General features: G+C 62.4%; 24 protein-coding genes and 1 pseudogene (1 of these 25 cut by a window edge). 10 read left to right on the top strand and 15 right to left on the bottom strand.

The window, feature by feature from the left end:
• The first annotated feature begins 10 nt into the window (after positions 1-10).
• Positions 11-931, top strand: coding sequence for a LysR substrate-binding domain-containing protein (locus ACFFDA_RS04705; protein WP_404476470.1), 921 nt, complete (start codon positions 11-13; stop codon positions 929-931).
• A 398-nt stretch (positions 932-1,329) separates the two neighbouring features.
• Here the strand turns inward: ACFFDA_RS04705 and ACFFDA_RS04700 are convergent, their stop codons facing one another.
• The 5 genes from ACFFDA_RS04700 to ACFFDA_RS04680 form a co-directional block, all read right to left on the bottom strand.
• Complete coding sequence (locus ACFFDA_RS04700; protein ID WP_404476468.1) at positions 1,330-3,579, bottom strand: TonB-dependent receptor; 2,250 nt, start codon at positions 3,577-3,579, stop codon at positions 1,330-1,332.
• A gap of 162 nt (positions 3,580-3,741) precedes the next feature.
• Positions 3,742-4,530 carry an enoyl-CoA hydratase-related protein gene (locus ACFFDA_RS04695; RefSeq protein WP_404476466.1) on the bottom strand — a complete coding sequence of 263 codons (789 nt, stop codon included), beginning with the start codon at positions 4,528-4,530 and terminating at the stop codon, positions 3,742-3,744.
• 235 nt (positions 4,531-4,765) lie between these two features.
• The gene (locus ACFFDA_RS04690) at positions 4,766-5,698 is read right to left on the bottom strand and encodes a LysR family transcriptional regulator (protein WP_404476463.1); all 933 of its coding nucleotides are present in this window, start codon (positions 5,696-5,698) and stop codon (positions 4,766-4,768) included.
• Between the two features lie 67 nt (positions 5,699-5,765).
• Entirely contained in the window at positions 5,766-7,277 is a 1,512-nt protein-coding gene (locus ACFFDA_RS04685) for an acetyl-CoA acetyltransferase (RefSeq protein WP_404476461.1), read from the bottom strand.
• A 204-nt stretch (positions 7,278-7,481) separates the two neighbouring features.
• A complete protein-coding gene (locus ACFFDA_RS04680; RefSeq protein ID WP_404476459.1) occupies positions 7,482-9,821 on the bottom strand; it encodes a CoA transferase in 2,340 nt (779 codons plus the stop codon).
• A 367-nt stretch (positions 9,822-10,188) separates the two neighbouring features.
• On the opposite strand from ACFFDA_RS04680, the gene ACFFDA_RS04675 reads away from it, so the two are divergent.
• On the top strand, positions 10,189-11,538 hold the full coding sequence (locus tag ACFFDA_RS04675) for an MFS transporter (protein WP_404476457.1): 1,350 nt from the start codon (positions 10,189-10,191) through the stop codon (positions 11,536-11,538).
• 412 nt (positions 11,539-11,950) lie between these two features.
• On the opposite strand, the gene ACFFDA_RS04670 is transcribed toward ACFFDA_RS04675, so the two are convergent.
• Positions 11,951-12,331, bottom strand: a complete 381-nt coding sequence (locus ACFFDA_RS04670; RefSeq protein WP_404476456.1) for a winged helix-turn-helix transcriptional regulator — start codon at positions 12,329-12,331, stop codon at positions 11,951-11,953.
• Between the two features lie 104 nt (positions 12,332-12,435).
• Here ACFFDA_RS04670 and ACFFDA_RS04665 point away from each other — a divergent pair, with 104 nt between their 5' ends.
• A complete protein-coding gene (locus ACFFDA_RS04665) occupies positions 12,436-13,497 on the top strand; it encodes an SDR family oxidoreductase (protein WP_404478299.1) in 1,062 nt (353 codons plus the stop codon).
• Positions 13,498-13,620: 123 nt separating this feature from the next.
• Here ACFFDA_RS04665 and ACFFDA_RS04660 read toward each other — a convergent pair whose 3' ends face one another.
• From ACFFDA_RS04660 to ACFFDA_RS04620, 9 genes are all read right to left on the bottom strand, one after another.
• Positions 13,621-15,246 (bottom strand): DUF4166 domain-containing protein, encoded by a 1,626-nt coding sequence (locus tag ACFFDA_RS04660; RefSeq protein ID WP_404476454.1) that lies wholly within the window; start codon positions 15,244-15,246, stop codon positions 13,621-13,623.
• Complete coding sequence (locus tag ACFFDA_RS04655; protein ID WP_404476452.1) at positions 15,243-15,647, bottom strand: thiol-disulfide oxidoreductase DCC family protein; 405 nt, start codon at positions 15,645-15,647, stop codon at positions 15,243-15,245. Before ACFFDA_RS04655 ends, ACFFDA_RS04660 begins: the two co-directional genes overlap by 4 nt.
• On the bottom strand, positions 15,644-16,876 hold the full coding sequence (locus tag ACFFDA_RS04650; protein ID WP_404476450.1) for an FAD-dependent oxidoreductase: 1,233 nt from the start codon (positions 16,874-16,876) through the stop codon (positions 15,644-15,646). Before ACFFDA_RS04650 ends, ACFFDA_RS04655 begins: the two co-directional genes overlap by 4 nt.
• Before the next feature lie 197 nt (positions 16,877-17,073).
• Complete coding sequence (locus tag ACFFDA_RS04645) at positions 17,074-17,781, bottom strand: SRPBCC family protein (RefSeq protein WP_404476449.1); 708 nt, start codon at positions 17,779-17,781, stop codon at positions 17,074-17,076.
• A 1,029-nt stretch (positions 17,782-18,810) separates the two neighbouring features.
• A complete protein-coding gene (locus tag ACFFDA_RS04640) occupies positions 18,811-20,565 on the bottom strand; it encodes a chloride channel protein (RefSeq protein ID WP_404476447.1) in 1,755 nt (584 codons plus the stop codon).
• Positions 20,553-21,242, bottom strand: coding sequence for a cytochrome d ubiquinol oxidase subunit II (locus tag ACFFDA_RS04635; protein WP_404476445.1), 690 nt, complete (start codon positions 21,240-21,242; stop codon positions 20,553-20,555). Before ACFFDA_RS04635 ends, ACFFDA_RS04640 begins: the two co-directional genes overlap by 13 nt.
• A gap of 37 nt (positions 21,243-21,279) precedes the next feature.
• Positions 21,280-21,687: a DUF6691 family protein gene (locus tag ACFFDA_RS04630; protein WP_404476443.1), complete on the bottom strand. Its 408-nt coding sequence runs from the start codon at positions 21,685-21,687 to the stop codon at positions 21,280-21,282.
• Entirely contained in the window at positions 21,687-22,124 is a 438-nt protein-coding gene (locus tag ACFFDA_RS04625; RefSeq protein ID WP_404476442.1) for a YeeE/YedE family protein, read from the bottom strand. Before ACFFDA_RS04625 ends, ACFFDA_RS04630 begins: the two co-directional genes overlap by 1 nt.
• Positions 22,121-23,038, bottom strand: a complete 918-nt coding sequence (locus ACFFDA_RS04620) for an MBL fold metallo-hydrolase (RefSeq protein WP_404476440.1) — start codon at positions 23,036-23,038, stop codon at positions 22,121-22,123. Before ACFFDA_RS04620 ends, ACFFDA_RS04625 begins: the two co-directional genes overlap by 4 nt.
• Positions 23,039-23,069: 31 nt before the next feature.
• Here ACFFDA_RS04620 and ACFFDA_RS04615 point away from each other — a divergent pair, with 31 nt between their 5' ends.
• The 7 genes and pseudogenes from ACFFDA_RS04615 to tnpC all read left to right on the top strand — a co-directional run.
• Positions 23,070-23,234, top strand: coding sequence for a hypothetical protein (locus ACFFDA_RS04615; RefSeq protein WP_404476438.1), 165 nt, complete (start codon positions 23,070-23,072; stop codon positions 23,232-23,234).
• Positions 23,235-23,264: 30 nt separating this feature from the next.
• On the top strand, positions 23,265-23,657 hold the full coding sequence (locus ACFFDA_RS04610; protein ID WP_404476437.1) for a hypothetical protein: 393 nt from the start codon (positions 23,265-23,267) through the stop codon (positions 23,655-23,657).
• 13 nt (positions 23,658-23,670) lie between these two features.
• Positions 23,671-24,156 (top strand): hypothetical protein, encoded by a 486-nt coding sequence (locus ACFFDA_RS04605; RefSeq protein WP_404476435.1) that lies wholly within the window; start codon positions 23,671-23,673, stop codon positions 24,154-24,156.
• A 65-nt stretch (positions 24,157-24,221) separates the two neighbouring features.
• Positions 24,222-25,072 (top strand): annotated as a pseudogene (locus ACFFDA_RS04600) (IS30 family transposase); the annotation flags it as partial.
• Positions 25,073-25,241: 169 nt separating this feature from the next.
• Entirely contained in the window at positions 25,242-25,697 is a 456-nt protein-coding gene (tnpA, locus tag ACFFDA_RS04595; protein ID WP_404476433.1) for an IS66-like element accessory protein TnpA, read from the top strand.
• Between the two features lie 26 nt (positions 25,698-25,723).
• Entirely contained in the window at positions 25,724-26,050 is a 327-nt protein-coding gene (tnpB, locus tag ACFFDA_RS04590; protein WP_404476432.1) for an IS66 family insertion sequence element accessory protein TnpB, read from the top strand.
• Positions 26,051-26,081: 31 nt separating this feature from the next.
• Positions 26,082-26,402 carry the 5' portion of an IS66 family transposase gene (tnpC, locus tag ACFFDA_RS04585; protein ID WP_404476430.1) on the top strand. Its footprint extends 1,251 nt past the window's final position, so the window shows 321 of its 1,572 coding nt (coding positions 1-321); the start codon lies at positions 26,082-26,084; the stop codon falls past the right edge of the window.

Raw genomic sequence — 26,402 nt, 5'->3', positions numbered from 1 at the left:
AATCTGCACAATGGCGACTGAACTCGACGATCTATCGGCTTTCGTGGCCGTGGCCCGCGCAGGCGGCTTTCGCGAAGCCGCGCGGGTATCGGGCGTTTCCGCATCCGGTCTCAGCGAAGCGCTTCGCCGGCTGGAGACACGGCTGGGCGCCCGCCTGCTGCACCGCACGACCCGCAGCATCTCGACCACCGAAGCGGGCACCCGGCTGTTTGAGCGCCTTTCCCCAGCTCTTACCGAAATCGATGCCGCACTCGATGCGGTCCATGCCGACACCGACCGCCCGGCCGGCACCCTGCGGCTCAACGTCCCGGCGAACGTCGCCAGAACCGTCCTGCCCGGCATCCTGCCGTCATTCCTGAAAGCGCATCCCCAGATCCGGGTGGAAGTAACCGTGGAAGACAGCTTCGTCGATATCCTCGCCTCCGGCGCCGACGCCGGCATCCGCTACGAGGAACGGCTGGAGCAGGACATGATCGCCGTACCGATCGGGCCACGGTCGCAGCGGATAATCACGGCGGCGGCTCCGGCCTATCTCGATGTCCATGGCCGCCCCGCGCATCCCCGCGACCTTCTTCACCACGCGTGCCTGCGCCTGCGCTTCTCCAGCGGCGCGCTGGCCATCTGGGAATTCGAGCGCGGCGACGAAGTGATCCGTATCGACCCGCCCGGCCCTCTCCTTATCCAGCCCGGATCGGCTTGCGACCTGCTGGTCGAGGCCGCGATGGCGGGGCTTGGTGTCGTACGGCTGTTCGAGGACTGGCTTGCCCCGGCCATGCGGTCAGGCACCCTGGAACGGATACTCGACGAATGGGACGAGCCATTCTCCGGGCCGATGCTGTATTATTCCGGCCGCCGCCAGCTTCCGCCTCCACTCAGGGCCTTCATCGACTTCACCAGGAAGGAGCCAGTTGCGCTGCAAGCGCAAGGCTAACGATCATCCGCTTGCAGCACGATGTGCAATTAGGGCCTTCGCCCGCTCTGATCTGAACGACCTCGACTGGTGGGCACCTGCCCAGGATGGATGGGCCGGTATTGAGCAGTAACTGTCGGAATGGCAGAACATCCGCATCTTGGGAGTGGGAATCGGCAGCTGACCGTCCGGCATGGATCGGCTGTGCCGCGACCTCGTCGCCAAGTCGTTGAGCATCCAAGCCCTTTGTTTGAAGAAGGTTCAGAAACTCAGTCCCGTCGGTGGACACAGAGAAATGCGATCAAAAAAAGGGGCGCCATTAGAAGCGCCCCTTGCCAGGTACATCCGGCCGCGGGAGGTGCGAATCCGGACGGGAAATTCAAATCCCTAAGGCTTTCAGATGCCAGAGATAATCGACCTCAGTACTCAAATCCCAACGTCAAACCCCACGTCCGCGCAACCTCTCGACTGGCGAAGGCGAAGGGGCCGGTGATTACCTTGCGATACAGTCGGCCATCGCTGTGGAAGGCGTTCTGCACGAACGCCGAGAAGCTGATCTTCTTGCCTCCGTCCAATTCGTGTCGGTAGCCGATCGAAGCATCAACGGTGGCATAATCCTCAATGAAGTCGCGATCCAGCCCCGTCGTATCGCGGATGATCGAGGTCGCGAACTTGTCCGTCCACTTGTAGTTCGCATTCAGGAGCACTTCGCCTCCGGTTGCAGCCACCGGAATGGTCGCGTCGCCACCGAAGCTGACCGACCATTTGGGAGCGTAGCGCAAGTTGCGCATGTTCTTGATGTCCACGCCACTGGAGAAGAACGAGTCGTACTTCCCATCGATGTAACCCACCGCTGCACGCAGGTTCAACCAGCCGGTAGGCGCCAGCTGGAATTCACCTTCGACGCCCTGCAGCGTAGCCGAGGAAGCATTCTGGACCTGGGTCTGCGTGATCAGAGGATTGGTCGGCGAGGCGGTGATGACCTCCTCCTGTTTGTCCTTGTACTCCGCACGGAAGACTGTGACGTTGGCCCGAGCCCGATTACCCCAGAAGGTCGTGCGCAGGCCGCCTTCGTAGCTGTCGACAGTCTCTGGATCGTACGGTCCGATCGCGGTCGTAACCGTTGCGCGGCTGTTCCAACCGCCCGAGCGGTATCCGCGCGACCATCCCGCATAGACCATGATGTCCGGCGTAAAGCGGAAGTCCACGGTCACACGCGGGGTGAACTTTCGGAACGTGACCGAAGGGTCCGCGCAGTAGCCGTAAAGTGACGAGGCATCCGGACACTGGCCGGTAATCGCACCGGTCGTCGGATTGCGGAAGCGGATGTAGAAATCCTTCTTCTCATGGGTATACCGCCCACCGATGGTCAGGTGGAGACGGTCGACAGGCTCGATATAGGCTTCCGCGTAGGCGGCATAGGCGTCGAGGTTCTGTCCGGCATCGTACAGTTGCGAAGGGGTACCGGCGACCGTCGCCGAAGCGACGAGGTCAAACTTCGACTTCATGTAGAAGAGGCCCGCGACAAAATCGAAGCGACCACCCAAGTCGCTGATCGCCCGCAATTCCTGGCTGAACTGACTGGCGGTCTGACTGCGCCGCGCGATGTAGACCTGGGCTCCGCTAGCCAGTGGCGCACCGCCCGTATTCTCTACATTCAGCGAATCCCGCTGCTTGGTGTAGTTGGTGATCGACTCGATCGAAATTCCGTCGATGGCATCGAGCTTGGCGTTGAGGGTTCCCGACGTGTGGCGAAGGGTCGAGAAGAATGGATAGTCGCTGAGAGCGATCTTGTAGCCGCTGTCCCGGATTTCCTGGCCTTGCGTGCCGATGCACGCTCCGAAGGCGACGCAGAACGTCTGGTTGCTCGCGGACAGCGGCACAAGGCTGGGGTAGTGCGACTTGTCGTTGATGTGGTCGATGGAAAGGGTGGCATCGAAGGTATCGCTGGGTTTCACCCGCAATGCGCCGAAGAGCGAATAGCGGTCGATGCCGTCCTCGTGCTTTCCATCGCTGACTCGCCGGGTGAAGCTGTCGCTACGCTCGCGATAGCCGCCGATCTTGAGGCCAATCGCATCCTCGACGATCGGTACGTTGGCGATGGCCTTGTATTCGCGCACACCATAGCTTCCCACTGTGACCTGTCCCTTGACCCCCCAATCCATGGTCGGCTTGGTTCGCTTGATGCTGATCACACCTCCGATGGTATTGCGCCCGAACAGCGTGCCCTGGGGGCCGCGCAGCACTTCGACCGATGCCAGATCGAAGGTGTCCATCATCGCGCCGGTGTTCGAGGCCAGGAACACACCGTCGATCGACACGGCAACCGCCGGTTCGAACGCGCGGTCCAGATCGCCGAAACTGATCCCACGGATCGATGCCGACATGCCGCCGCCGGTGAACGGGTGACGCCCGAGTTCGACATTCGGCATGAACCGCTCGATCGAATCCACATCGGGAATGAAGCTGCGCTCGATCATCGCCGCATCCATGGCCGCCACTGCCACCGGAACAGACTGGAGCGACTCAGACCGCGCACGGGCGGTCACGATGATCTCGCCGATCCCGGCGCTCTCTTTCTTGTGATCGGTCTGGGTTGTCGATTGGGCCCAGGTCGGGGCAGCACTGATCGCAATCAGGCTGGCGGCGAATAGAAAACGCTTCTTCATTTCAGGCTATCTCCCCTCATTTTTTTCATTGGCCTGCAAGATGCCTTTTCCGAGGATCGCGCACGCCCGTATCCTATCGCGTCAGTTCGGGCCGACGCGGGTATCCATTCAGGTCTCCTGCGATATTTTTATGGGTTTGGTGTATTCACCGGCATGATCTCTTTATCGGCCGGTCCATCGCGGTGCGCGCTTTTCAACGAAGGCACGGGGTCCTTCGGCATAGTCTTCGGTCTGCGACAGGCGTTCAAAGCCTTCTCGTGTGGCAACGATGGATTCCTGCTCAGGAACATCAGCCGCCGCGCGCGCCACTTTCAGACTCTCGCGCACCGAGACAGGCGAGTTGACGCAGATCGCGCGCGCAAGATCCAGTGCGCTGTCGACAACCTCGTCGACGGCGACGACACGGTTGACCAGACCGAACGCGGCGGCCCTGGCGGCTTCCATCGGTTCGCCGGTTGCAATCATTTCGAGCGCGATCGCACGGGGCAGTTGCAACGGAAGACGGTAGATGCCGCCCGCGCCGGCGATGAGGCCGCGCTTCACTTCCGGCAGGCCCAGAACCGTCGTGTCCGCAACAACGCGCATGTCGCATGCGAGCGAGATCTCCAGGCCACCGCCCAAGGCGCTGCCCTTTACGGCCGCGATCCAGGGCTTGACCCGCCTGGATTCCACGAAGCCGGCAAAGCCGCCGTCCGGCGTGCTGAGTTCATGCCCGCGCCCGGCGGCCACCTCCGCCAGATCCGCACCGGCACAGAACGTCGGACCTTCCGCCGAGGTTATGACCACAGCCCAGATGTCCGGATCCGCTTCGGTCCGCTTGACGATCTCGTCGATCATACGGGCCACCGCGCCATTGATCGCGTTGCGCTTCGCAGGTCGGTTCAGCGTCACCAGACCGATATGCTGATCGACAACTTCGAACAGCACCACGTCATCAACCGCTTCAATCATTCATCGCTCCAACGCACATCGCATAAGGGGATCGAGCAAGTGCCGATCTCGATTGCAGTTCGACGGGAAGCCCCTTGAACAGATGGCGATCTATTGAATCCCCATCACTTGAATTGATGATTGCGCTCCTACGCAATACCAGGACATCCTCAACGTCATTTACAAGATGCCCTCTCTTGAGGGCTATCTTATATTTGTGAAGTTAGGTCGCCGCCGCCATTGCGTCTAATATGTATCACGGCGCGCTTGAGATCATATTCTTATCAACGGCGTGATCGACGAACGTCCTCGCCACGTCCCAAAGAGCGTTCACAGTGGGCCTTTCGTCGTCTACGCGGCACGCAAGATGCAGCCCGAAGTTAAAGTCCGGTTCGTCGATCGGAACCACTTTGAGGTTGGAAGCTGCAAACGAAGGCACGTGCCATTCACTGACCAGAACCGGCACATGTGCCTTTTCCACATGCTGGCGCATTCCGAATGTCGTTGTTTCGGACAACGGCACCAGTTCTATGTCATAGGCCGCCAGACGAAGCGCAAAACTGTCGAAAAACGCTGGATTGATCTTACGGCGGAAGCTGGCGATTTGTCGGCCGCGCATCGCGGCAAGAGGCACCTCATCCCCCCAATCGGCAGCCTGCTCCTCTTCGACCAGAAGCGCCCAGCGATATCGGGCTATGTCCAGTACCTTGCAGCCGCGACCGTCGATGGGCCCGACGGTGAACGCCATGTCGATCTCATGCTGCGCCAGTGCGTCCAGCAGTTGCGACGACCAGGCGTTGACGATCTCCACCTCCATTCGCGGATACCGGCTTTCGAAGCTGTCGATCAGCATGCTGCGAGCCGGGATTTCACCGGAAAAGTCGGGAGCGCCCAATTTAAGGAACCGCGCCTGTTGCCCCACAATCTCGCGGGCGGCTTCCGCCGCATCCTGAGCCGCTTCGACATAAAGACGTGCAGGCTCGAGGAACTCCTTGCCCTGTCGGGTCAGCACGACCCCGCGATTGCGATTGCGGAAGAACAGCTGAAAGCCGACCTGCTCTTCCAGCTTGCGGATCTGCACCGAAAGCCATGGCTGGGCGACGTGAAGCTTCTCCGCGGCTCGCGTAAAGGACAGAGCATCGGCGACCGCTACGAACATGCGGACCTGTCGGATATCAATAGTGCTCACCGTTGCGTTTCCTCTCTCAACGACGCCCGTTTATCCAGGCTTTGTCCTGTCTTCCTGCTTCACCGGGTTAGGCCATGCTCCAGATTGCGAGGCCATCTTCGCCCGTGGCTGCGACACCTTGCGCGCCGACCGGCTGGGTTTCTTCCGACATCAGGAATCCGATCGCGGCGACATCCGTCTGCGGCACGCGGGCGAGGAAGCGCTCACCTTTGGGGGAACGACCGACAATGGTCGCGTGGCGCGGATTGCCGTGGCGGTCGAAGGGGATCGTGAATGTCTCGATCGTGCCCGGCCCGTCATAGGTCTGGAGCAACTCCGGCTCATCGCTCCGCCGCGCATCCGCCTGCGCCTGAACGCTGTAGTCCTGCGGGAAGGTTCCGGCGACTACCGGCCTGCGGCTGAACACCATCGAGTGACTATGGGTGGCATATCCCCCATTCGCGACGATCAGTCCATGCTCGCCGCCTTCGCGAAGCTTGGCGACCATCCGCGCCGCGGCATGCATCATGCAGTTGCCGATGGGGCCACCGCCAAAAGTCAGGCCGCCATAGACCGAGCACGGCTTGTCCAGCGGCCAATCGAGAACCCTGCGCGCGAGCTTGGGCACGATGGGGAAGCAGGAGTATAGCTCGACGTGATCGATGTCGCTCGTCTTCAGCCCGTTGCGTTCGAGAGCCGACGTGACCGTGGTTTCGAGACTGGTCGCCCGCGAATAGCTGTCGCGCAACAGAAAATCGTGGTGTTCGTGTGCTGCGGCCCCAGCGCCCACGTAAACGATCCTGCTTTCGTCCACGCCCAATTCGCGGGCCTTGGCGAGGCTGGTGATGATCACCGCCGCACCCATGTTCACGCTTGAATTCGCCACCATCATCTTCGTGTAAGGGAAGCTGACCATGCGATTTTCAGGCGTAGCGCTTGCGATCGTTTCGGCACTGACCGGCTTGCGAAGCCACGCGTAGGGGTTCTCGGCAGCGACTTTGGCGAGACCTTCACCGATCGCCCCGCTTTCAGCCTGGCCTTCGGCAAGCGTCTGCCCCCACGCGGCCCGCGCAGCATTTTCGTACAGCGGGTAGACGTCGATCGGCGTGAACAGCCCGTACAGGCGCGCAAGCGGCTTGGCCCCGGCTTCCGCAACGTCGTTAATCGAAACCTTGGGGGGCTCGCGCCCGGCAGCGATCTCGGCCTGCGCCCGCTTGGCAGCGGTGCGCAGTGCTTCACCGCCAACCGTTGCCGCGATCTGGATTTCACCATTGCCGATCAGGTTCGCGGCGTCGTTGATCAGTTTAATCGGCCCGTCGCCACTGGCCTCGTAGGTCTTGACGCGCCGTGCTGGCGGGACTGCCATGCGCTCTGCCACGCGGTCCTGCGGAGCGGGGTTGGGGAAGGAAATCTGGTCTTCGACGCCTAGCCACTCCAGTGCATCGAGCACGGCCACCCCAGCGTCTGCTTCAGCGGCCTTGAGTGCCTGCAGCATCAGGTCGAATGAATCCATCCCATCGAGGTCATTCGACGGGCGATCAAGGACTTCGCCGATACCGATTAGAACCGGGATCCTTGTTTCATCAGCATTGGAACTCATGCATCTCTCCTTTTCAAGACTAGGCTTGTGGACGACGCAGATGTCCGAGACAGACCTTATCGATTCTCCGGTGACGCGTTAAACCGCAGCCCCGGCGGACGTTTGACCAAGCATCCTCATGTTTTATCACCGAAGGATGCTATCCGGCCAAAAAAGGAAGTCAAATCTGCGTTACGATCACATTCCTATAATTTGTGTTAGGTGTCAGGCCACGAGTTCGGCGCCGCGGCCCTCGCCTCGCGCCAGCATACTTTCGATGTCCGGTGCCACGCCCTGCAGCACATTTGCGCCAATGAGCTGCTCGATCTCGCCCTGTGACAGGCCTAGCCAGTCGCGTACGACATCGATGCTATGCTCGCCCATCAACGGGGCGGGAGTGCTGGGCAACTGGCCGAGGTTTTCCGACATCGCATGAAAGCTTTCCGCGATGACTTCTTCCGCAAGATGGGGGTGCTCTTCGACCCTCAGCAGCCCCCGCTCAGTGTAGTAACCGAACTCGGGCAGGTCCGCGATCCGCAGCATTCGAGCGGCCGGCACCCCTGCGGCCTGAAGTTTGCGCATCGCTTCATCCGCGGTGTGGCTCAGCATCCATGCGCGAAGGCGCTCATCGATGACGTCGCGGTGCTGCAGACGGGCATGGAAGTCGCCAAAGGCTGCTGACCAGGTCGGACCATCTGGCGCCATCACGTTGGCCAGGGCCTGCCAATCATTATCCCCGCGCACCGTGACGACGCACCATTCGTCGTCTCCCTGGGTCTGATAGACCCCCCAGGGCGCATCGCCCGGCACATCCCAATCACCTACATCAAGGTCCAGCGCCGCAATTTCTGCGGCAAAGTGATCGAGCATCACCTCCATCTGGGATAGGGAAGCAGTACCGCCATGATGCGTGCGCAGCCGGCGATACAGCAGCGCCAGAACGGCAATGATGCCGTAGCGTGCGGCCGCATGGTCGGGATAGATCGTGACAGCATCGCTGTAGGCCTGCGCATCGTCCGGATAGCACCATTTGCTCGTGAGCCCGGAAGCCGCCCTGACAAGAGGGCCATAGCCCATCCTTCCGGCCCATGGTCCATCGGCGCCGAAAGCGCTGCTATCCACCATGACGATGCCCGGATTGATCTGCCGGATGGTTTCATAATCGAACCCCAGCGATTCCATGGTCCCCGGCTTGAAATTGGAGAGGATGACGTCCGCTTCGCCAGCGAGCCGAAGAAAGATCGCCTTGCCTTCAGGGTGGCGCAAATCCAGCCCCAGACTGCGCTTGTTCCTGTGTCCGGCGGCAAATCCCACCGACAGGCCGGTCGGCAGATAGGTATGGCGTGTTCCATCCGGGAACGACGCACTTTCTATCTTGACGACGTCGGCCCCGAGATCGGCCAGGAGCCGGCTTTGCTCGCCTCCGACAACGATCACGCCTAGGTCAAGGACCTTTAAGCCAGCTAGCGGCTGTGACGGCGTAGCCTCCTTCAAACGAGGACTTGCCGCCGGCGTATTACCTCCACCATCAATACCATGATCGATAGCGATGACGCCGCGCGGCATGCGAACGGTACGTCCGTCCGGCAGCGCAACCGTCGCAATGATTCCGCGCGCCCGGACATGGTCCGTCGCCAGACACTCCTGCAGCGACAGTACGCCGGAGATCGGGACACCCTGCTGCGCGCCTTCACGTTCAAGGTCCTCCCAGCTTCGCGCGGCAAAGAACGCCTTGAGATACCGGCTGAGCTCTGCGGAGCTCTGACGGACATCGATCCGATTGAACTCCGGAGCGGAAAACTCCGCTGGCGAACCAAGCCATCGATGCATGTTCTGCCATTGCCGCGGAGCAAGTACGCACAAGCGCACGTGCCCATCGGCGCACGGGAAGATCGGATAGAGGGTTCCAGGCTCTGGTCGTCCGGGCGGCAGGTTCCTTGCAGAGCGCCCCAGTGTCGCGCTGCCAGCCAGGCCGAAGCCGGGATCTAGCCCTTGCACGGCGCCGTCCAGCATCGAAAAGTCGATGCGATCACCGTGACCCGTCACCTGTGCCGCATATAGCGCGGCCATGCCGACATACGCCGCTTGCGACATCGCGCAGTTGAAGGCCAGTTTTCCCGGCGGCAACAGCGGCTCACGCCCTGCAAGCCCCGAGCGGGACAATTCACTCGAAAGGGCATTCAGCACCGGGTCGGTGGCCTGCCAGCCGGAATAGCTGTTGCCTTGCCCGAACATGCTGACGGTCATCCAGACAGCCTTTTCCGAAAGATGTTCAGCGAGAACGTCCAGTATCGTCTGTACAGCCGGCGTTGCCGGATAGCTTGCCAGAATCAGGTCCGCCTGCGCTGCCAGGCGTCGCAGGTGCTCACCGCCCGCATACGTTTCGACTTCGATCTGAACCTGCTCTTTGCCCAGGTCCGCGACAAATTCGGCCAACGCCGCCCGGCTATCACGGGGGTCAGACGGCACCGATCCTGCCTGAATCCGGATCACCCTTGCTCCGAGTTGGGTATAGATGCTCGTGGTGCTACTTACGGATGGCTCCAGCAAATCGACGATGATCAATCCTGTGAGCGGTCCGGCAGTGTAGTCCCAGCCCCTGTGCAACATCACGGCTGGCACCATGCCGCAGCGAATGCAGTCATCCGAATTTCCCAAGACAGTTTTTAAAACGATCCGGGAACAATCAGAGACGCGCTAAATCCTGTCCAATACGCAAACGCCGAAAGTCGATAAGGATTTCATATCAAGATCGCGCGATCGCAACTTCGATATCAAAGCAGCGACTACGCTCCCTTTTTGATAAGAGATCGCAGATCAAAACATCTCGAAATCCTATTGGATGCGGCCCATGACACTGGGTAGCAACTTGCTCTGCAATCCGTGCAATGAGACGCGATCCTCGATACTCCGAGCGCAGAGAGATGTCCTGATGATTATAGCTCCCGGCGCCGATCGCCCCGTTGAGAATTCCAGCGGACGCATTGCCGCGTGGGTTGCCACAATCGCCGTATCGCTGGCTTTCACGCTGTCTTACGTCGACAGGCAGATACTGAGCCTGCTTGTCACGCCCATCAAGGCGTCGCTCGATATGAACGACACGCAGATCGGGCTCCTACAAGGCGTTAGTTTCTCCATCTTCAACGTGCTGGCCACCCTGCCCTTGGCCGCAATGGCGGATCGCGCCCACCGGCCACGATTGATGGCCATGTGCATGGTCGCCTGGAGCATCGCAACCTGTGTATCCGGAATGGCCACAAGCTTTTTGAGCCTGCTGCTCGCAAGGATCGGCGTTGCCATGAGCGAAGCCGGACTTCCCCCGGCCGCCCAATCGCTTCTCGCAGACCTGCACGACAAACGCGGTCTCGCACGGGCAACCTCCGTGTTCATGCTGGCGCCGTTCGTGGGCGGTGGTCTCGCGCTACTGCTCGGCGGTAAGCTGTACGCCGCCTCGGCCGCTTGGGACATCCCGGCGATCGGCGGCGTCTGGACCCCTGAGCGCTGGCAGGCGATCCTGCTGATCGCAGGCCTGCCGGGCCTCATCCTTGCACCGCTGCTGCTTCTGACAGTGCGCGAGCCAAGGACACATTCCGCTATCCGTCCGTCGCAAGCATCAGGCAAGGCCCTCTTCATATACCTGTCAAAGAACAGGGCGTTCTGCGTCCCCTATATGTTCGCGATCGCGCTGCTAATAACGCTCCTCAACGCTATCGTATCGTGGATGCCGACGGCTTTGATGCAGCAACACGATGTCGGCGAAGTCGAGATCGGCACGTTGTTCGGGCCAACCTTCATTCTCGCCGGCGCTGCGGGCACGATCATCGCCGGATGGGCCGTCGGACGGTTTGCCGGCGAGCAAATGCTGAAACGCACCATTCGCCTGATGGCTGGCGGCGTTATGGCCATGATCATTCCATCAATCCTGGCGCCTCTGGCGAGCAGTATTTCGATGGCGATCGCCTTGCTCATCCCGTCGATTTTCATCCTCAGTGCGGTCATAAGCATGAGCTCCATACCATTCCAGCTGATCGCGCCTGTTGAATTGCGGGCAAAGACCCTCGCGGTGCTCTCCATATTCGCCGCGTTCATCGGTACCGGGATGGGGCCATTGATCGTTGGGATGCTAAGCGATGGCCTTGCCTTCGCGGATATACGGACACCCCTTGCCATGGCCTTAGCCATCGTTGCAGGGACGTGCACGATACTCGCGTCAGGTCTTCTGATCGGTGGATTTCGTGCGCTTGCCGAAGGTAAGTCTGGCGACAAAAACGAGGCGATATAGCCGTGGTATGGGGCAATCCGTGTGGAGGCCCTGCCGAAAGCCCACTTGTAGCTCTATAGACGCATCTCGCCTCACTGGCCGCAGCCCAGACCGCCGCGAATTTTTCGAGGCAGTCCAATCCGTGATCTGTTCTATTTCAGCGATCGTTGACGTGACAGATCTCCATTTTTTTAAGAGGGATAGCATCTACTGCAGTGCTCAAGGCTACGAGGATCACTCGGCGCGCATGAACCACCTTGGTAGTGGAGTGAACTCGTCGATACCTGTTGAGATTGCGGACCCTCCGCATCTGGGGATCGAAAATTGACGGCTGAGCGGCCGCAAAGGGTCGGAGCCCGATGGCTCTGTGACCTCACAACAAAGGTCTTCAGCGGCCACATTTGCGACGTTGTTCACCCCGGTGCTAACGATGTCAGCTTCGTCTGCTCGTTGGTCTGGTGCCAAGCTGATCGAGCGCATCGGGATTGTCGCGCCCCCATGCATAAAGCAACTCGACTGGTTCAACGAAACGTGTGCCCAGCGCGGTCAGGCGGTATTCGACCGCCGGCGGAATATCGCTTTGGACATGCCGACTGATCAAGCCGATTTCTTCCATATCGCGCAGAGTCTGCGTCAGCATCTTCTTGGAAATGCCGGGAAGGCTTCTCTGCAGGGCACCAGTGCGGCAAGCGCCACCATGACGCGCATGCAAAGTGTGCAGCACCATACTGGTCCATTTGGTTGCGAAAAGCGACAGGACCCGGCGCGGGGCGCAGTCCTCGCGCCATTCTTCTTCAGCGGTTCCGGGGAGCATGACTGGTTACCTTTTGGTGCCTAGTGACCTATTTGGTGCCGTCTAGAACCAAACGCGCATCGTGCCTAGTTGAGTTGCTCTTGAACGAAACGAAGGTGATGATCATGGCGAAGACCGCGTTGGTAGTGGGCGCTAGCGGCATAGCGGGAAGCGCGACGGCTGCATTGTTGGTCGAGCAGGGGTGGACGGTTTATGGGCTGTCCCGGCGCCCGGTCGAGCAGCACGGCGTACTGCCCGTCCTAGCCGACCTGCAGGATGCGCAGGCTACCTCTGCGGCTCTCTCGCAGATCGACCCTGAGGCGGTCTTCATCACCACATGGTTACGCCAGGACAGCGAGGCGGAAAACATCCGGGTGAATGGCGCTATGGTTCGCAACCTGCTCGCCGGCTTGCCGCAGGCCTCCGGCTCCCGCCACGTCGCGCTGGTCACCGGGCTCAAACATTACCTGGGGCCGTTCGAGGCATACGGGAAAGGAACCTTGCCTCAGACGCCCTTCCGTGAGGAGCAAGGTCGGCTCGATGTCGAGAACTTCTACTATGCTCAGGAAGATGAACTCTTCGGGGCGGCGCAGCGCGATGGTTTTACCTGGAGTGTTCATCGTCCCCATACGGTTATCGGCAAGGCGGTTGGCAACGCCATGAACATGGGATCGACCTTGGCGGTCTACGCTTCCCTGTGCCGAGATGCCGGTCGGCCATTTATTTTCCCCGGTTCGGCTGCACAATGGAATGGTCTAACCGACATGACGGACGCCGGACAGCTGGCGCGCCATCTGCTATGGGCCACGGAGACTGAAGCTGCCCATAACGAAGACTTTAACGTAGTCGATGGCGATGTATTCCGTTGGCAGTGGATGTGGAGCCGGATAGCAGACTGGTTCGGCATCGTGGCAGAGCCCTTTGATGGAACAGTCCGCCCATTGGAAGAGCAGATGGCGGATGATGCTGATAACTGGCGGGCGATAGCGGAGCGTGAAGGTCTGACTGAGCCGGATTTGTCGCGTCTCGCATCTCCCTGGCACACCGATGCTGATCTTGGCCGGCCGATCGAGGTCGTTACGGACATGTCAAAAAGCCGGCGGCTCGGCTTTACGGGATATCAATCGACCAAGGAGGCCTTTTACGCGCTATTCGAACGGCTTCGCGCGGATCGTCTCATCCCATAACGCTGGCCATGTGCGGGGAATGAGCGGACGGTCCGCACTTGAGGAACCAAAATCGCTGGCGGAGCGGCAACAAAGGGTCGAAGAGATCACAACAATAATGGGGAGGTCGAGATATCTCGCCGTCTACGCTTTCTCCAGCCATCCGCAATAGTGGATCAGTCTTCCGATCAGCGGCAGCGCGATGGGGACGTCGAAATGGAAACGCCCATTTTCGGTCCATTCCTTTGCGATCGAACGCGGGGCCAGGAACTTCGGCAACGGCAGCGGACCGATCCACCAGCGCTGCATCACCATGCTTAACCCTTGCGCGTCGCTGGGAAGGTCGAAGGCAAATCGCAGGAGACCGAACCGCTCTACTAGCCAGGGGCCGCGCTGGCTGAGGTGGCTGTGGAAACGCCGCCCGCTGAAATCGCGCGTCCAGGTTTCCTGCCCGCCGCTCTCCCGAAAATGGACGTGCAGACGATGGTGGCCGGGCTTAGGGAACCCCACGATCCGCGCAACGAATGCGGCGATTGGGTTCGCGGCGCCGGTCACTTGCGCTTCTCCCGTAGCGCCGCCGTCGCGGTGGACATCGTGGATCGCGCGGAGTTCCGGCGGCAGTTGCGCGAAGCGGTCGCCCATCACGCGTGCGTACAAGGGGGGAGACGCGGCCAGTTCCTGCGTGGAGCAGTTGATGGCCAGCTTGCCGAAGGCATCGGCATAGTCGTCGAGCGTCAGCACCTCCCCGGCGTCGCGCGCGCCCGCAGCCTCCGTGCCCGACAGGATGCGCGCGACGATCGGCGCGACGGACAAGGTCGGTATTTCCGGCCCGTCCCCCCGCTCCGCAATCAGTGTCCATCGCCGCTCTACGCGTCGTCCGGACGCATCGCCGAACAGGCGCACGATCATGGCGGAGCGATCGCTGCCGAGCGAACGGGTCAACGCCTGAAGCGGATTGAGGATGCGCGCTAGCGGTGCGAGAGACGCGACCATGCGCGTGCGCACCAGCCAGCTCGCCAAGCAGAGCGCCCAATTCTGAAACCTAAGCTCGGTGCCCGCGCGGAAGGCGACGGCGGGGCGCCCTGCCAGCCTGTCGGGCAGAAGCGCAAGGTCGGGCACGTCGACGAGCGCAACGCTGCGCCGCGCGATCGCCTCGCCCCCCGCGCATTCGAACCGCGCGGAACGCATCTCCTGCCATCCGAATGCCTGCGCCCAGCGCCGCCCGCGCCACAGGCGCAGGGGCTGGCCGACTTGGCCCAATATGGCCGCCGACACAGCCGGACCTGCCGCCGCCTTGTTCGATGCGCTGATCGCCATTTCGACTGCGCGGACCCTTTCCATTCCCTTGGCAAGATGCCGCACGGCCGCGCCCGACAGCGCCGGCACGCTTGACGCGCCAGAGAGAACGACTACGCCTGCGTCTTTCGCCGCAGCATCGAGCGCGGCGATACCGCATACGAAATCGCGGCTGTCGGCGATGTCGAGATAATGCACGCCGGCGGCGATGCAGGCCTTGGGAATGGCGTGATCCATCGCCTGGAATGGACCGGAGGCATCCACCACCATGGCGGGCAACTGCTGCTCCAGTGCCTCGGCGATACGGCTTCGGTCCAGTGCCAGCGGGACGAAGCCGGGCGTTTCCAAGCAAAAGGCTTGCGCCTTGTCGAAGGACCTTCCTGCGACCAGCACCTCATATCCTGCCGCTGCAAGGCGCCGGGCGATGCGCCCACCGAAGCCGCCATAGCCACCGAGGAGTAGGAGGCGGGTCACAGGATCCGGCCGGCCTGCCCGGGCGTCGGTATCCAGCACGCTGACCTTTGTCCGAACAGCCGGTAGCGATGCCGTGCGACGCAGCGATAGACCGGATAGCGCAGCCAGCGCGGCACGATCCGCAGCATCGCCAGCGCGTTCCACGGACGATCGAGGCCTGCCCATATCGCCAGCACCGCATCGCTATCCCGCAAGACCCTGTCGCCTTCCACCACGATCAAGGTTTCCGGATTGGCAGGATCGATCCCGAACTCAGGGTAGAGCGCGGCCCCCGCCTCACCCTGCAGCGAAGCTAGCCGGAATCGGCCGCGCCGGTCGTGCCGCAGCACGAAGGCAGCATTGGCGGAGCAGAGCACGCACATCGCATCGAACACGAGTATTGGGCCCGAAAGGACGGTCACGCGGCTTCCATGGCGGGCTGAACCATCTGTAGATCGTCCTCCAGTCCCAGCGGCCGCAGGGGGTTGCTGACCAGTCCACTCACCATCGACGCCTGTATTGTGGTAGCCGGCCATAGCTTCGACAACGGGCCGACGAGACGGTCGCGGATCAACGGCAGCAGGCGGCTGTCGGATTGATAGACGGGGGTGAACAACGCAGTGAGCCATTGATAGGTCAAAACGTGGCGGCGACGCAGCCGGATGCCGTGCCGAACTCCCTCGTCGACGCTTTCGGCATGCTCAAGACCGCGGGCCAGCGCCCAGGCGTCGAGCAGCGCCATGTTGGCGCCCTGCCCGAGTTGAGGGCTCGCGGAATGCCACGCATCCCCGATATGGACCAGCGCCGGCTCGGCCGGCGAGGACAGAGTCCGATGCGCGTAGCGAGCGAAGGTCAACTGGCTCGGATCGGTGATCTGGTCGAGCAGCGCCGCGCAATCTGGCCAGAGCGCGGCGACCTGTGCTTTCCACGCAGGCAGCCCGGCCGCGCGCCATTCGTCCAGCCGATCCGCCCGGAGCGACCAGAAAAAAGCAGCCTTGGGCACAGTCGCGCCCGGTGGTGTCCCGATGGGCAGCACGCCCGCCATGATGCTCGCCCGCTTATAGCGCTGCGCAAGGGCATGGGGATCGAAGCCAACACCCTCGGGCCATTCTAGGCTGGCCCACAAAGCTCCATAAGCCAGTTCCCGGCCCGTCGGCGGGGCGAGCGGCGTGCGCGTGCCCAGTGCGTCCACGACCAGATCGTAGGGGCCGCTCGTTTGTCCGTCGGCAAAGCCCAACGCGCGTTTCGTCCCCAGCAGCGTACTCCCGGCCAACGTGCGCCCGGAGTAAAGGGGAATGCCCGATCGCAGCACAGCCTCGTGCAGGACCGCGAACAAGCTGGCGCGGTGTATTCCGATCCCGAAGGTGTCGGGACGGCGCAGCGCAGCGTAATGCACGTCGAGCACCACCCGCTTGCCCGCCATCCCGAACAACCGGTCGATGCGCGAGCCGCTTGCCAGGACCGCGTCCAGCAAGCCGAGCCTGGCGAGGACCTCCATCCCGGTGGGTTGGATCATCAGCCCGGAACCGATAGGCTGGGGCGTCTCGAACCGCTCGAACAGGGTAACATGGTGCCCTGCACGGTGCAGCAGCAGTGCCGCTGCCAGCCCGCACGGTCCACAGCCGGCAATCGCGATGTTCAGCCCCCGCATCCCTGTTGCCTAGCCCAGGATGCGGATCGGTCCAATAGGGCGGGCGTAAATGGCCGCGCTGAAGCTGGCGATGATCGGCGCCCCGCGGCGTGCGCCCGCGAACTGTCCGAGCGAGAAGATAGAGCGTCCGGAAGGCAACCGCCCCTATGCGGGTCGTTCTCCAGACCAACTCGCCTTACCGAAAGCGCCCTTTTGTTTCATTCAGGACGCCCGCCCTGCGCCTGCATCCTGGCGCTCTCGAGCACCCGACGGACATTCAAATGGAACGCGATGCGGGCAATCGGCTCCCAATAGGGGATGGGGTCGATGCGCAGCACGGTCTGCGCTTGTAACGTAAGCCTGGTGCCGCCGCTGCGCAGGGGTAAGATGACATACCTCGTGTCTCCGGTGACGACGTACCCCGTCAAGTGCGACGTGTGGAGATGGCGATAAGGGCTCATCTCTTCCATCGCCGGGGGCTGGGAAAGGACGGTGAAGGCCAGCACCCGATCAGGTTTCCATTCGGTCACCCGTTCCACGGCGGTCCCGGTCGAGAATACGCCGAGGCGCGTGGCGCCGACGCCCACGCCCTGAAGGCGACTGCGGACTGGGTAGGCCAGCCCCGCAAGTCCGGGAAGCCCCGGTGACAGGCCGATGGGAGCTTCGCTGGTGATCGCCTGCCACACCGCGTGCGGCGAGGCGGCGATGTCGATGCTCTCCACCGTGTCGATGGGCGTCGCGGGCGGCATGCCCGCTTCGATTGCGAACAGCGCCGGAAGCACCGCAACGGACATCAGGGGCCTGCTGCCATCATGTCCGAACAGGGCGATGGCCCGGCCGAAGGCACCACCGAGCGCCGCGGCGGCCAGACCGAGCGGTGCGACAAGGAGGATGCACATGAAGCCCTCCAGGGCGAACATGAGCAAAGCGAGCCCGCCCAGGGCACCGGCTGCAAGGACCTGCGCCGTGGTACGCGCCCCCCGGTCTGCGGGGCGCGGCGGTTCACGATATACCCGGTCGTCATTCCGACCACGAAGGGCGTCGCCACGAAGAGGCCCCAGCCATAGGCCCCAAGCGTCAATGCCGAGATCAGCACGGCGACGACGATGATCGCCACGCCGGCCAGCACGCCTTGCAAGACTTCGGCCGGATCCACTTCGTCGTCTCGTTGCCCATCCGGTTCGCCTTGCCGGCGTGGCATTGCGCAGAGCAGTATGACGACGATGACCTGGAGCGCAGGAAAAATGGCGAACAGGCTGATCCTTTGCCCGCGTCCGGACCAGTTCGCACGGCGAAACGAGAGGGCTGCTGTGCCGTCATGGTTCAGATGTGCGGCAGTCAGGTGATACCTGAAGCGGCAGGTTGCGGGCGCTATGTCGCTGCTACGGAATGACCAGAATGGGGGCGCACCCCACCGGCAGCGGTCAATCTTGCAAGTGGCGGGTTCCGGCGAAATCGGCCATTCGGTGGGCCGCTGTCAGACGACAACCTCTGGTCGACAGCTGCTTCCTTGCATCCCCGCAAATCCTGCTCCAACGCGTTTTCCAGACGGCCAATCTGGCCGTTGGAGAGTAGTCATGGAGATGCTTGAAGGCAGCTATTGCTGATGAGCTAGAGGTCAATGCGCCAAGGTCGATGACCGTACAGCAGTACCGTCACGACCGTCCGTAAAAGCCGATTTTTAGGTCGGCGGAGGACCGACGGCCTCCTACCGATCTCTACTGCGAACCGCACACAATGCGCCAGCATGAAGCCCGGTCACCTGTCGCTCACACCGTCGACCCGCAGATTTATGAGAATGCGGCCTCGGACGCGATCCGGGTGTTTGGGTTGAGATCACTGCTTTTTGATGGTCGGCGAAGCGCACGAGGGTTCAAATAGCCGATCCTCATGATGGCGCGAGAATTTCCAGGTGATCTGCCCCCCGCGAGCAAGCCTCGTAATCCGCCGGCCCGTCAGGTCTCTCCAAACAGGGCGCGCTGTGAGGCTTCGATCTCCTCGAAATAGCGCCGGCGTGCGTGCCGTTCCGTCACTACCCCGACGACCCGCCCGACGCCGTCCACGACCGCTAGTTCGTCCGCCGCGGCAAGGTCGAACGCCTTGAGGGTCGCACGGATGTCCGTTGTAGGTGCCAGCACGTTCGTGGTCAGAACTGCCAACGCGGCCACCGGGGTGTCGGGATCAAGCTGAGGGTCGTAAGCCTTTGCGGTCGCGACCACACCGGCGTAATGTCCCTGGCTGTCGAGCAGCACGGCTTTGGCAGTCGAGCCCAGAGGAATGCTGTGTCGAAACTCGCGCACGGAAGCGTCGGCCGATACGCTTGTCCAGTCCTTGCGCATAAGACGTCCTGCGGTCAGGCTGAGCATCCAACCGATATCTCGCGGGCTGCGGATGATCGAACCGCGGACGTGCAGCCGCCATGTGGAGAAGGAATAACCGAACGTCTCGCGCGTAAAAGTGCCAGAGACGAGTGACGCCGCCAGGACGACGCCCATCAGCGCGAAATCGTGGGTCGTCTCCAGCATCAGCATCGCCAGGGTCATCGGTCCGCCAACTACCGTCACGGCAAGCGCGCTCATTCCGACCAAAGCAGCATCGTTCAGATCGAGCGCAACACCGAACGGCAGCATCGCCAATCCGGTCGCATATATAAGCCCCACCAGCGATCCGAGGAAAAGTGATGCGAAGAACAGTCCGCCGCGAAATCCGAAGCTGATGGAAATCGCCGAGGCCGCTATCTTCAAAACGAGGACGATGAGCAGCACATGCAAGGCAGGGGGCAGCGCGAGGTTGAGGTGCATCGCGCCGTGCCCGGACGATAGCGTCTGCGGTGAAATCATCGCCAATGGCATCAAAAGCAAACCGCCGACCACCGGCTTCCACCGCACCAATCGTTTCATGCGCTGCGCCTGCCCTTCCGCGAAGGTGACTAGGCGCATCAGTCCGATGCCGACGAGGGCGCAAATAAGGCCGAGGACGATGTAAAGGACATAGTCGCCGACGCCCAGAACCCGGTCGGCGCTCGAAGCAATCAGATAGGGCTGGATGCCCAGAAGGCGGGTGACGAATGCCGCACCTAGTGCAGCGGCTACGACCGGGGCGACCGATGCCGGCGTGTAGGCGCCGATGACGATCTCGAATGCGTAGAATGCGCCGGCCAATGGTGCGCCGAATGCCGCTCCCACGGCCGCGCCGGCCCCCGCGCCGACCAGCGTGCGCATGTCGGCGCGGCGCAATTTGAACCATTTGCCCAGTTGAGAGGCGATCCCGCCCCCCATTTGCGCATAAGCCGCTTCCAGACCCACCGACGCTCCCGCACCGTTGGATATCAAGGTCTGCGCGCTGATCACAAGGTTGTCGAGAAAGGGGATACGTCCGCTGTGCAGCGCATTCGCCTCGACGACGTCGATCGGCGCACGCTGGCGTTTGCGCAACAACCGGTTGAACATCACCAGGCCTAGCCCGCCCAAGGGAAGTGCGAGGAGCCGCCAGGGGTGGTGAATTTCGCCAAGGGCGCTCAAGCGATTGGAACTCAGCCCGTAGAAAAGGCGCTGCATCGCGTGGGCGGCGTAGCCCAGAAGATTGGTGACCGACCCGGCTGCCAAACCCGCCGCTAACGCCAACAGGATGAAAGCGATCTCGCTTTCCCGGAGCCGCTGGCGCTGCCGGATAACGAAGGATCGCAGCGTCTGGGTCCCTAAGCGTCGCACGTCTCCGCATGCGAGGCGACGGCCGCTACTGTCAAGAGCGAGGTGGCGGCCGGGACGCAGATAATGGGCATTACGCTCCGAGAGCTTGGGTCAAGGTTATGACAACCATCGGCGCAGGATAACTGATAGCAATCCCAGCGCTGCAACGCTGGTGCCCAGATCCCGAAAAACCAGCCTAATCTGGCAAGGCTCTCGCGCATCAGTGATAGCCCTCGCTGCCGACCTTCCCGCGAAACACCCCAATAGGCCCAAGCGGTGTAAGCCAGGATTACCGGCACCAGCACACCGCGGCCGACAAGCATGAACAACTGGCTGCGATAGGGCACTGCCGCTTCCCAGATGGTGACCCGGGCCGGAGTCACGTAGGGCCAGATCGAGAAGCCGAGGCCGAGGAGGTACAGACCGAAAAGGGCAAGCGCCCAGAAGAACGGCTGTACATCCCTGCGGCGCGAAAGACTGCGATAGAGCAGGGCTGTGACGATGACCGTGACGAGTGGTAGCAGCGCGATGCCGAGGATGCCCGGCCAGCTCAGCCAGCGGGTCTGGTAACTGGCCTCCAGCGTTAGCGTAGCGAGACTGACCGCGCCGATCACCGCGAGCAGCGCGATGCCCAGGCGCCCGGCATAGGTAACGACCTGGTCCTGAGGGCGCCTTCGGTCTTCCAGTTCAGCCAGCAAGCCCCCAGCTCCTTGCCGGCATCGCGGGATCGCAGGGCTAGCGGTTCGTGAAACGGTGCAGCGCCATGCCGCCGAGCATGGCCAGCACGAAGGGCGCGACCTGCAAGGGGGCAAGCGCGAGACTGGCGATGGCAGGACCCGGGCACAGACCGCCCAGCCCCCACCCGATGCCGAACAATACCGCGCCGACCGCAAGCTTGCCGTCGAGACTGCGCGTTTCGGGCAGGTTGAAGGCCGCGTCCGCAAACGGCTTCCCGAGACGCCGCTGGACCAGCCATGCGAGTGCCATGGGAACGATCGCGCCTCCCATCACAAAGGCCAGGGTGGGATCCCAGTGTCCGAAAAGATCAAGGAACGCGCGAACCCGCGCCGGATCGGCCATACCGGAAATCGCAAGTCCGGCTCCGAACAGGACGCCCGACAACAAGGCGATGACGATCCGCATCACAGCGCTCCCGCAAAGCGCATCACGGCCACCGTCGCAAAGCCGCTCGCCATGAACAGGCCCGTCGCCAGGATGGAGCGTCGTGACAAGCGCGACACCCCGCATACGCCGTGCCCGCTGGTGCACCCCGAGCCCAGCCTCGTGCCGAACCCGACGATCACGCCGGCGACGACGAGCAGAGACGGCGCCGGGAAGGTCGCAGGGATGCCTCCTGCCAACGTGGCGACGATGAAAGCGCCGAGCGGCAGGCCCAGGACGAAGGCAGCTGCGATCCCGTACGCGCCGCTATGGGAGAGCCCGGCGGCGCGGGCGGCCAGCCCGCTGACCCCTGCGATCCGGCCTAGGCCGAGCAGCATGATGGCTGCAGCAAGACCGATCATGAGCCCGCCGATCAGGCCCGCGCCGGCCTGGGCATGGGGAAAAGTGCCGGCGATCATAGCTGGTTTACCGGGATTTTGAGGTAGACGACGCCGTTGCCCTCGGCGGGCGGCAGGTGTCCGGCGCGCATATTGACCTGGACGGAAGGCAGGATCAGGCGCGGCATGGGCAGTGTGCGATCGCGGGCTTCTCGCATGGCGGCGAATGCGTCCTCGCTGATCCCGTTGTGGGCATGAACATTCGCTCGGCGCTGCGCGGCTACAGTCGTCTCCCAGACGTAATGATCGCGGCCTTCAGGCAAATAATCGTGGCACATGAAGAGGCGTGTCTCGGGCGGCAGCTCGAGAAGACGGCGCAGCGAGCGGAATAGCGTGCGGGCATTGCCGCCCGGAAAGTCGGCGCGCGCCGTGCCGTAGTCGGGCATGAACATGGTATCGCCGACGAAGACCGCGTCGCCGATCACATAGGCGATGCAGGCCGGCGTGTGGCCTGGCACATGCAGCACGGTAACCGACAGGTTGCCGATCTGGAATGTGTCGCCATCGGCCCAGAGATGATCGAAATCGGAGCCGTCGCGCGCGAATTCGGTGCCGGCGTTGAAGAGCTTGCCGAAGGTCTGCTGGACCTCGCAGATATGTGCGCCGATGGCGATCTCGCCGCCGAGCTCTTGCTGAAGGTGCGGCGCTGCCGACAGATGGTCGGCATGGGCGTGGGTTTCCAGATGCCAATCAACGACCAACCCCTGCTCAGCCACATAGGCGATGACTGGGTCAACGGCGCTCAACGCGGTCCGCCCCGACGCCGGATCATATGTGAGCACGCTGTCGATGATGGCTGCCCGGCGAGTCTGCGGATCATGCACGACGTAGGTGATTGTAAAGGTCGGCACATCGAAAAACGCCTTTATGACAACCATGCCTTCACGCGCGGCGTTGACCTGCGCGGCGGCCCTGTCGAGTGCGGCGTCGAGCATGCGACTCTCCTTTGATTTCTAAATTACCGCCTTGCGCGGCCACTGGGTAATTTTTTTCTCCCATCCGGCAGATTCCACCCCGGTCTGCAGCAAGGAATTTGCCGAACTGGCCCGCGGTCCGGATCTGCTGGTCGGGACCCTGCCGTCTGAAGCCGCCAGCATTGCCGCTGAAATCGGCGTGGTTGGCGCCTTTTAGGGTGCGCTGCACGGCGTCGATAAGGACGCGATGACCTATAAGCGCTTCATAGAGCGCCATCTCGGCATCGCCGGCCGCTGGAACAGCCCCAAATTTTTGATCGGCGAATCATACAGCGGCATCCGCGACGCCATGCTCGCCAGCCTGCTGCAGCAGGACTTCATCGAATTGACCGGCGTGGTCGCCATGTCGACGATCATGGATACGTCGCGGCTTGCGCTCAACTTTCCGTCGAGCGGCAAGGGGCCTGACGAATGGTATATCGGCCCCCTGCCGACGTTCGCGATGAGCGCGCAGGCGCTGGGTAAGTCGGGCCAAGGCCAGGCGCCGGCGGCCTGGGCCGAGAAGGCTCGTACCTTCACCCGCAACAGCTATGCCGCCGCGCTGATGCAGGGCGACGCGCTGCCAGCTGGCGCGTGCTGAGATCGTCGCGCAGATGAGCACGCTGACCGGTCTACCGGCGGACTTCATTGAAGGCGAACCTGCGCGTCTCCCCCTTTCAGTTCCGCAAGGAGATCGTCCGCGATCAGGGTCTGATGACCGGCCGCTTCGATGCGACCACCAGGGGCGGGGAGTCGATGCCAATGGCAATGAGCCCAATTACGATCCGTCCTGGGCGAACGGCAACGGGGCCTACCGCGCAGCCTATCTCGACTATCTCTCCGCCGAACTGCACCTCAAGAGTACAGACGGCTTCCGGATAAGCGCCGATAACATCCCCGACGGCTCGTTCGACTGGAGCAATACCCCGCGCTTTAGCGGACCGGGCAATCTGCCGAGCATGAAATCTTCAATCGTCGGCGATCACTTGGGCGAAGCGGCGCGGGAAAATCCGCGGCTGCGGATCTTCTGGGCGGGCGGCTATTACGACCTCGCCACCCCTTTTTTGCGGCCCAGGTTGACGCGAGCCACTTTGGCCTAGCCGCGCGCTATCGCGATGTGGTGACCTACAAGAACTATCCCGGCGGCCATCTGTTCTATTATGACGGCACGCGGATGTATCGGGCAACCGCATCCGATCAGGCGGCGTGGGACCGTGCTTTGCGGCCCAAGCTCTGCAAGCTGGCTTGCTCGCCGCCACTGGCCCGGGCAGTATCGGCCAAGCTGCGCCGCAAATGGTCACCGGAACAGATCGCGGGGTGGCTCAGGCGCAGCTTTCCTGAGGAGCCGCATAGGCAGGTGTCGCACGAGACCATCTACAGGAGCCTGTACATACAGGCGCGGGGGTTCTGAAGAAGGAGCTGCTGGACCATCTGCGCGCCCGGCTCACCATCCGCCGGTCCCGGCACGCCAGCCTCAAGCGCAACGGACATGGCCAGATCAAGGATGTCGTGTCGATCAGCGAACGCCCCGCCTCGGTCGAGGACCGCGCCATTCCCGGCCATTGGGAAGGCGATCTGATCGGAGGCAAGAAGAACAGCTACATCGCGACGCTGGTCGAACGGCATTCGCGCTATGTGATGCTGGTCAAGGTCGCCAACAAGGACACAAGGAGCGTCGTGTCGGCACTGATCAGACAGACGCGGCGCCTGCCGCGCGAACTCTACAAGTCGCTTACGTGGGACCGCGGCAAGGAACTGGCCGATCATCCGCGCCTCTCGCTGGCTACTGATGTCGATGTCTATTTCTGCGATCCGCAATCGCCTTGGCAGCGAGGCTCTAACGAGAACACCAACCCTCTGCTGCGACAGTATTTTCCCAGAGGAACCGATCTGTCGCTATACAGCCAGGCCGAGCTGAGTGCCATTGCCCGGCAACTCAACGAACGACCAAGGAAAACGCTCGAATACCAAACGCCCGCCGAGCGTTTTCAAGCTTGTGTTGCCTCCACCCGTTGAACCCACCACCCCTTCCGGTCGTCAGGCGCCGGCAAGCCGGTCCTCAAAACCCGCCATTCGGACGCGGTGCTGTTCACAAATGTGTAAGCGAAGCCTGAGCCCCACCTTGCGGGTGTGAGGCGCATCGCCGAGTTTCACCGCCTTTGATCAGGCGGAGGTCTTTAGTGCTATGACGATGTCATGTGACGATGCTGGCACTAGCGAGGTTCAGCGGTTCGAGGTCTTCACCGGCGCGGGGAAGCGTCGGGACTGGCCACCCGAGCTCAAGGTCTCGATCGTCGCGGAGAGCTATTCCGGCCAAGAGTCCGTCAGCGCCGTTGCTCGGCGGCACGGCATGATCCCCTCGCAGCTTTTCACCTGGCGCCGCGAACTGCGCAAGCAGATGGAAGCCCAAGGGTTCGCGCTTCCTGTTGCCCCGGCGCCCGCATCTCTCTTCGTTCCCGCAGTGATAGAACCGTCGCCGCCAAGCGAGGTGCCTGCCGTTGCCAAGCGTCCGCGGCGTCAGCGCCGATCGTCTCCGAGCGCGGTGGAGCTGGAGATAGATGGTGTGGCGGTGAGGATTGCCCGCGGTACCGATAAAGGGCTGATCGCCGCGGTGATCGAAGCGCTCAAGGCTACGCGATGATCGGACCTGGTGTTGGCGCCCGCGTCATGATCGCAACGCGGCCAGTGGATTTTCGCAAAGGGCCGGATGCTCTGGCTGCACTCGTCGGGGCCGAGTACGGCGGCGACCCCTTTTCCGGGGTCATCTACGTCTTCCGGGCGAAGCGAAGCGACCGAATCAAGCTGATCTGGTGGGACGGCACTGGTCTGTGCCTGATGGCGAAGAAGCTCGAGCAGGGCGGCTTTCGTTGGCCTGGGATACAGGACGGCGTGATGCGTGTGACGGCGGCCCAACTCGGCGCTTTGCTGGAAGGTTTGGACTGGCGCCGCGTACATGGTGGGCGCCGGCCGCAGGCGCCGCAGATTGCCGGTTGACGGGGCTTTCGCCTACTGATTCACTGCCTTCATGCTCACCGAAGCCGACCTACCCGAGGACGTTGCCACGCTACGTGCGTTGGTCCTCGAGCAGTCCCGGATGCTTGCCGAGGTGCAGGTCGCCAAGGAGGCCCAGGTCGCTGAGCTGACCCTCGCCAAAGGTGAGGCCGATGCCGAGATCGAGCGGCTACAGGCGATTATCGACGCCTTCATGCGCCACCGTTTCGGCCCCCGTTCCGAGCAGCTCGATCCTGACCAGCTCCAGCTTGGCCTGGAGGATGTCGAGACGGCGCTAGGTCAAGCACGCGCGAGCCGCGATGCGGTCTCTCAGCTCGCTCAAAGCCATGAGCCG

Source organism: Novosphingobium sp. BL-52-GroH, from assembly GCF_044813085.1.
Taxonomy (GTDB): domain Bacteria; phylum Pseudomonadota; class Alphaproteobacteria; order Sphingomonadales; family Sphingomonadaceae; genus Novosphingobium.
Note: the sequence above shows the minus strand (reverse complement) of the source record. Positions and strands in the feature narration are given on the sequence as shown.

Excerpts from the sequence above, each read along its gene's own strand:
- ACFFDA_RS04705 (WP_404476470.1), top strand. The coding sequence starts at position 11 with ATGGCGACTGAACTCGACGATCTATCGGCTTTCGTGGCCGTGGCCCGC.
- ACFFDA_RS04700 (WP_404476468.1), bottom strand. The coding sequence starts at position 3,579 with ATGAAGAAGCGTTTTCTATTCGCCGCCAGCCTGATTGCGATCAGTGCT.
- ACFFDA_RS04695 (WP_404476466.1), bottom strand. The coding sequence starts at position 4,530 with ATGATTGAAGCGGTTGATGACGTGGTGCTGTTCGAAGTTGTCGATCAG.
- ACFFDA_RS04685 (WP_404476461.1), bottom strand. The coding sequence starts at position 7,277 with ATGAGTTCCAATGCTGATGAAACAAGGATCCCGGTTCTAATCGGTATC.
- ACFFDA_RS04675 (WP_404476457.1), top strand. The coding sequence starts at position 10,189 with ATGATTATAGCTCCCGGCGCCGATCGCCCCGTTGAGAATTCCAGCGGA.
- ACFFDA_RS04670 (WP_404476456.1), bottom strand. The coding sequence starts at position 12,331 with ATGCTCCCCGGAACCGCTGAAGAAGAATGGCGCGAGGACTGCGCCCCG.
- ACFFDA_RS04665 (WP_404478299.1), top strand. The coding sequence starts at position 12,436 with ATGGCGAAGACCGCGTTGGTAGTGGGCGCTAGCGGCATAGCGGGAAGC.
- ACFFDA_RS04650 (WP_404476450.1), bottom strand. The coding sequence starts at position 16,876 with ATGCGGGGGCTGAACATCGCGATTGCCGGCTGTGGACCGTGCGGGCTG.
- ACFFDA_RS04630 (WP_404476443.1), bottom strand. The coding sequence starts at position 21,687 with ATGCGGATCGTCATCGCCTTGTTGTCGGGCGTCCTGTTCGGAGCCGGA.
- ACFFDA_RS04625 (WP_404476442.1), bottom strand. The coding sequence starts at position 22,124 with ATGATCGCCGGCACTTTTCCCCATGCCCAGGCCGGCGCGGGCCTGATC.
- ACFFDA_RS04620 (WP_404476440.1), bottom strand. The coding sequence starts at position 23,038 with ATGCTCGACGCCGCACTCGACAGGGCCGCCGCGCAGGTCAACGCCGCG.
- ACFFDA_RS04610 (WP_404476437.1), top strand. The coding sequence starts at position 23,265 with ATGACCTATAAGCGCTTCATAGAGCGCCATCTCGGCATCGCCGGCCGC.
- ACFFDA_RS04605 (WP_404476435.1), top strand. The coding sequence starts at position 23,671 with ATGAGCACGCTGACCGGTCTACCGGCGGACTTCATTGAAGGCGAACCT.
- tnpA (WP_404476433.1), top strand. The coding sequence starts at position 25,242 with ATGACGATGTCATGTGACGATGCTGGCACTAGCGAGGTTCAGCGGTTC.
- tnpB (WP_404476432.1), top strand. The coding sequence starts at position 25,724 with ATGATCGCAACGCGGCCAGTGGATTTTCGCAAAGGGCCGGATGCTCTG.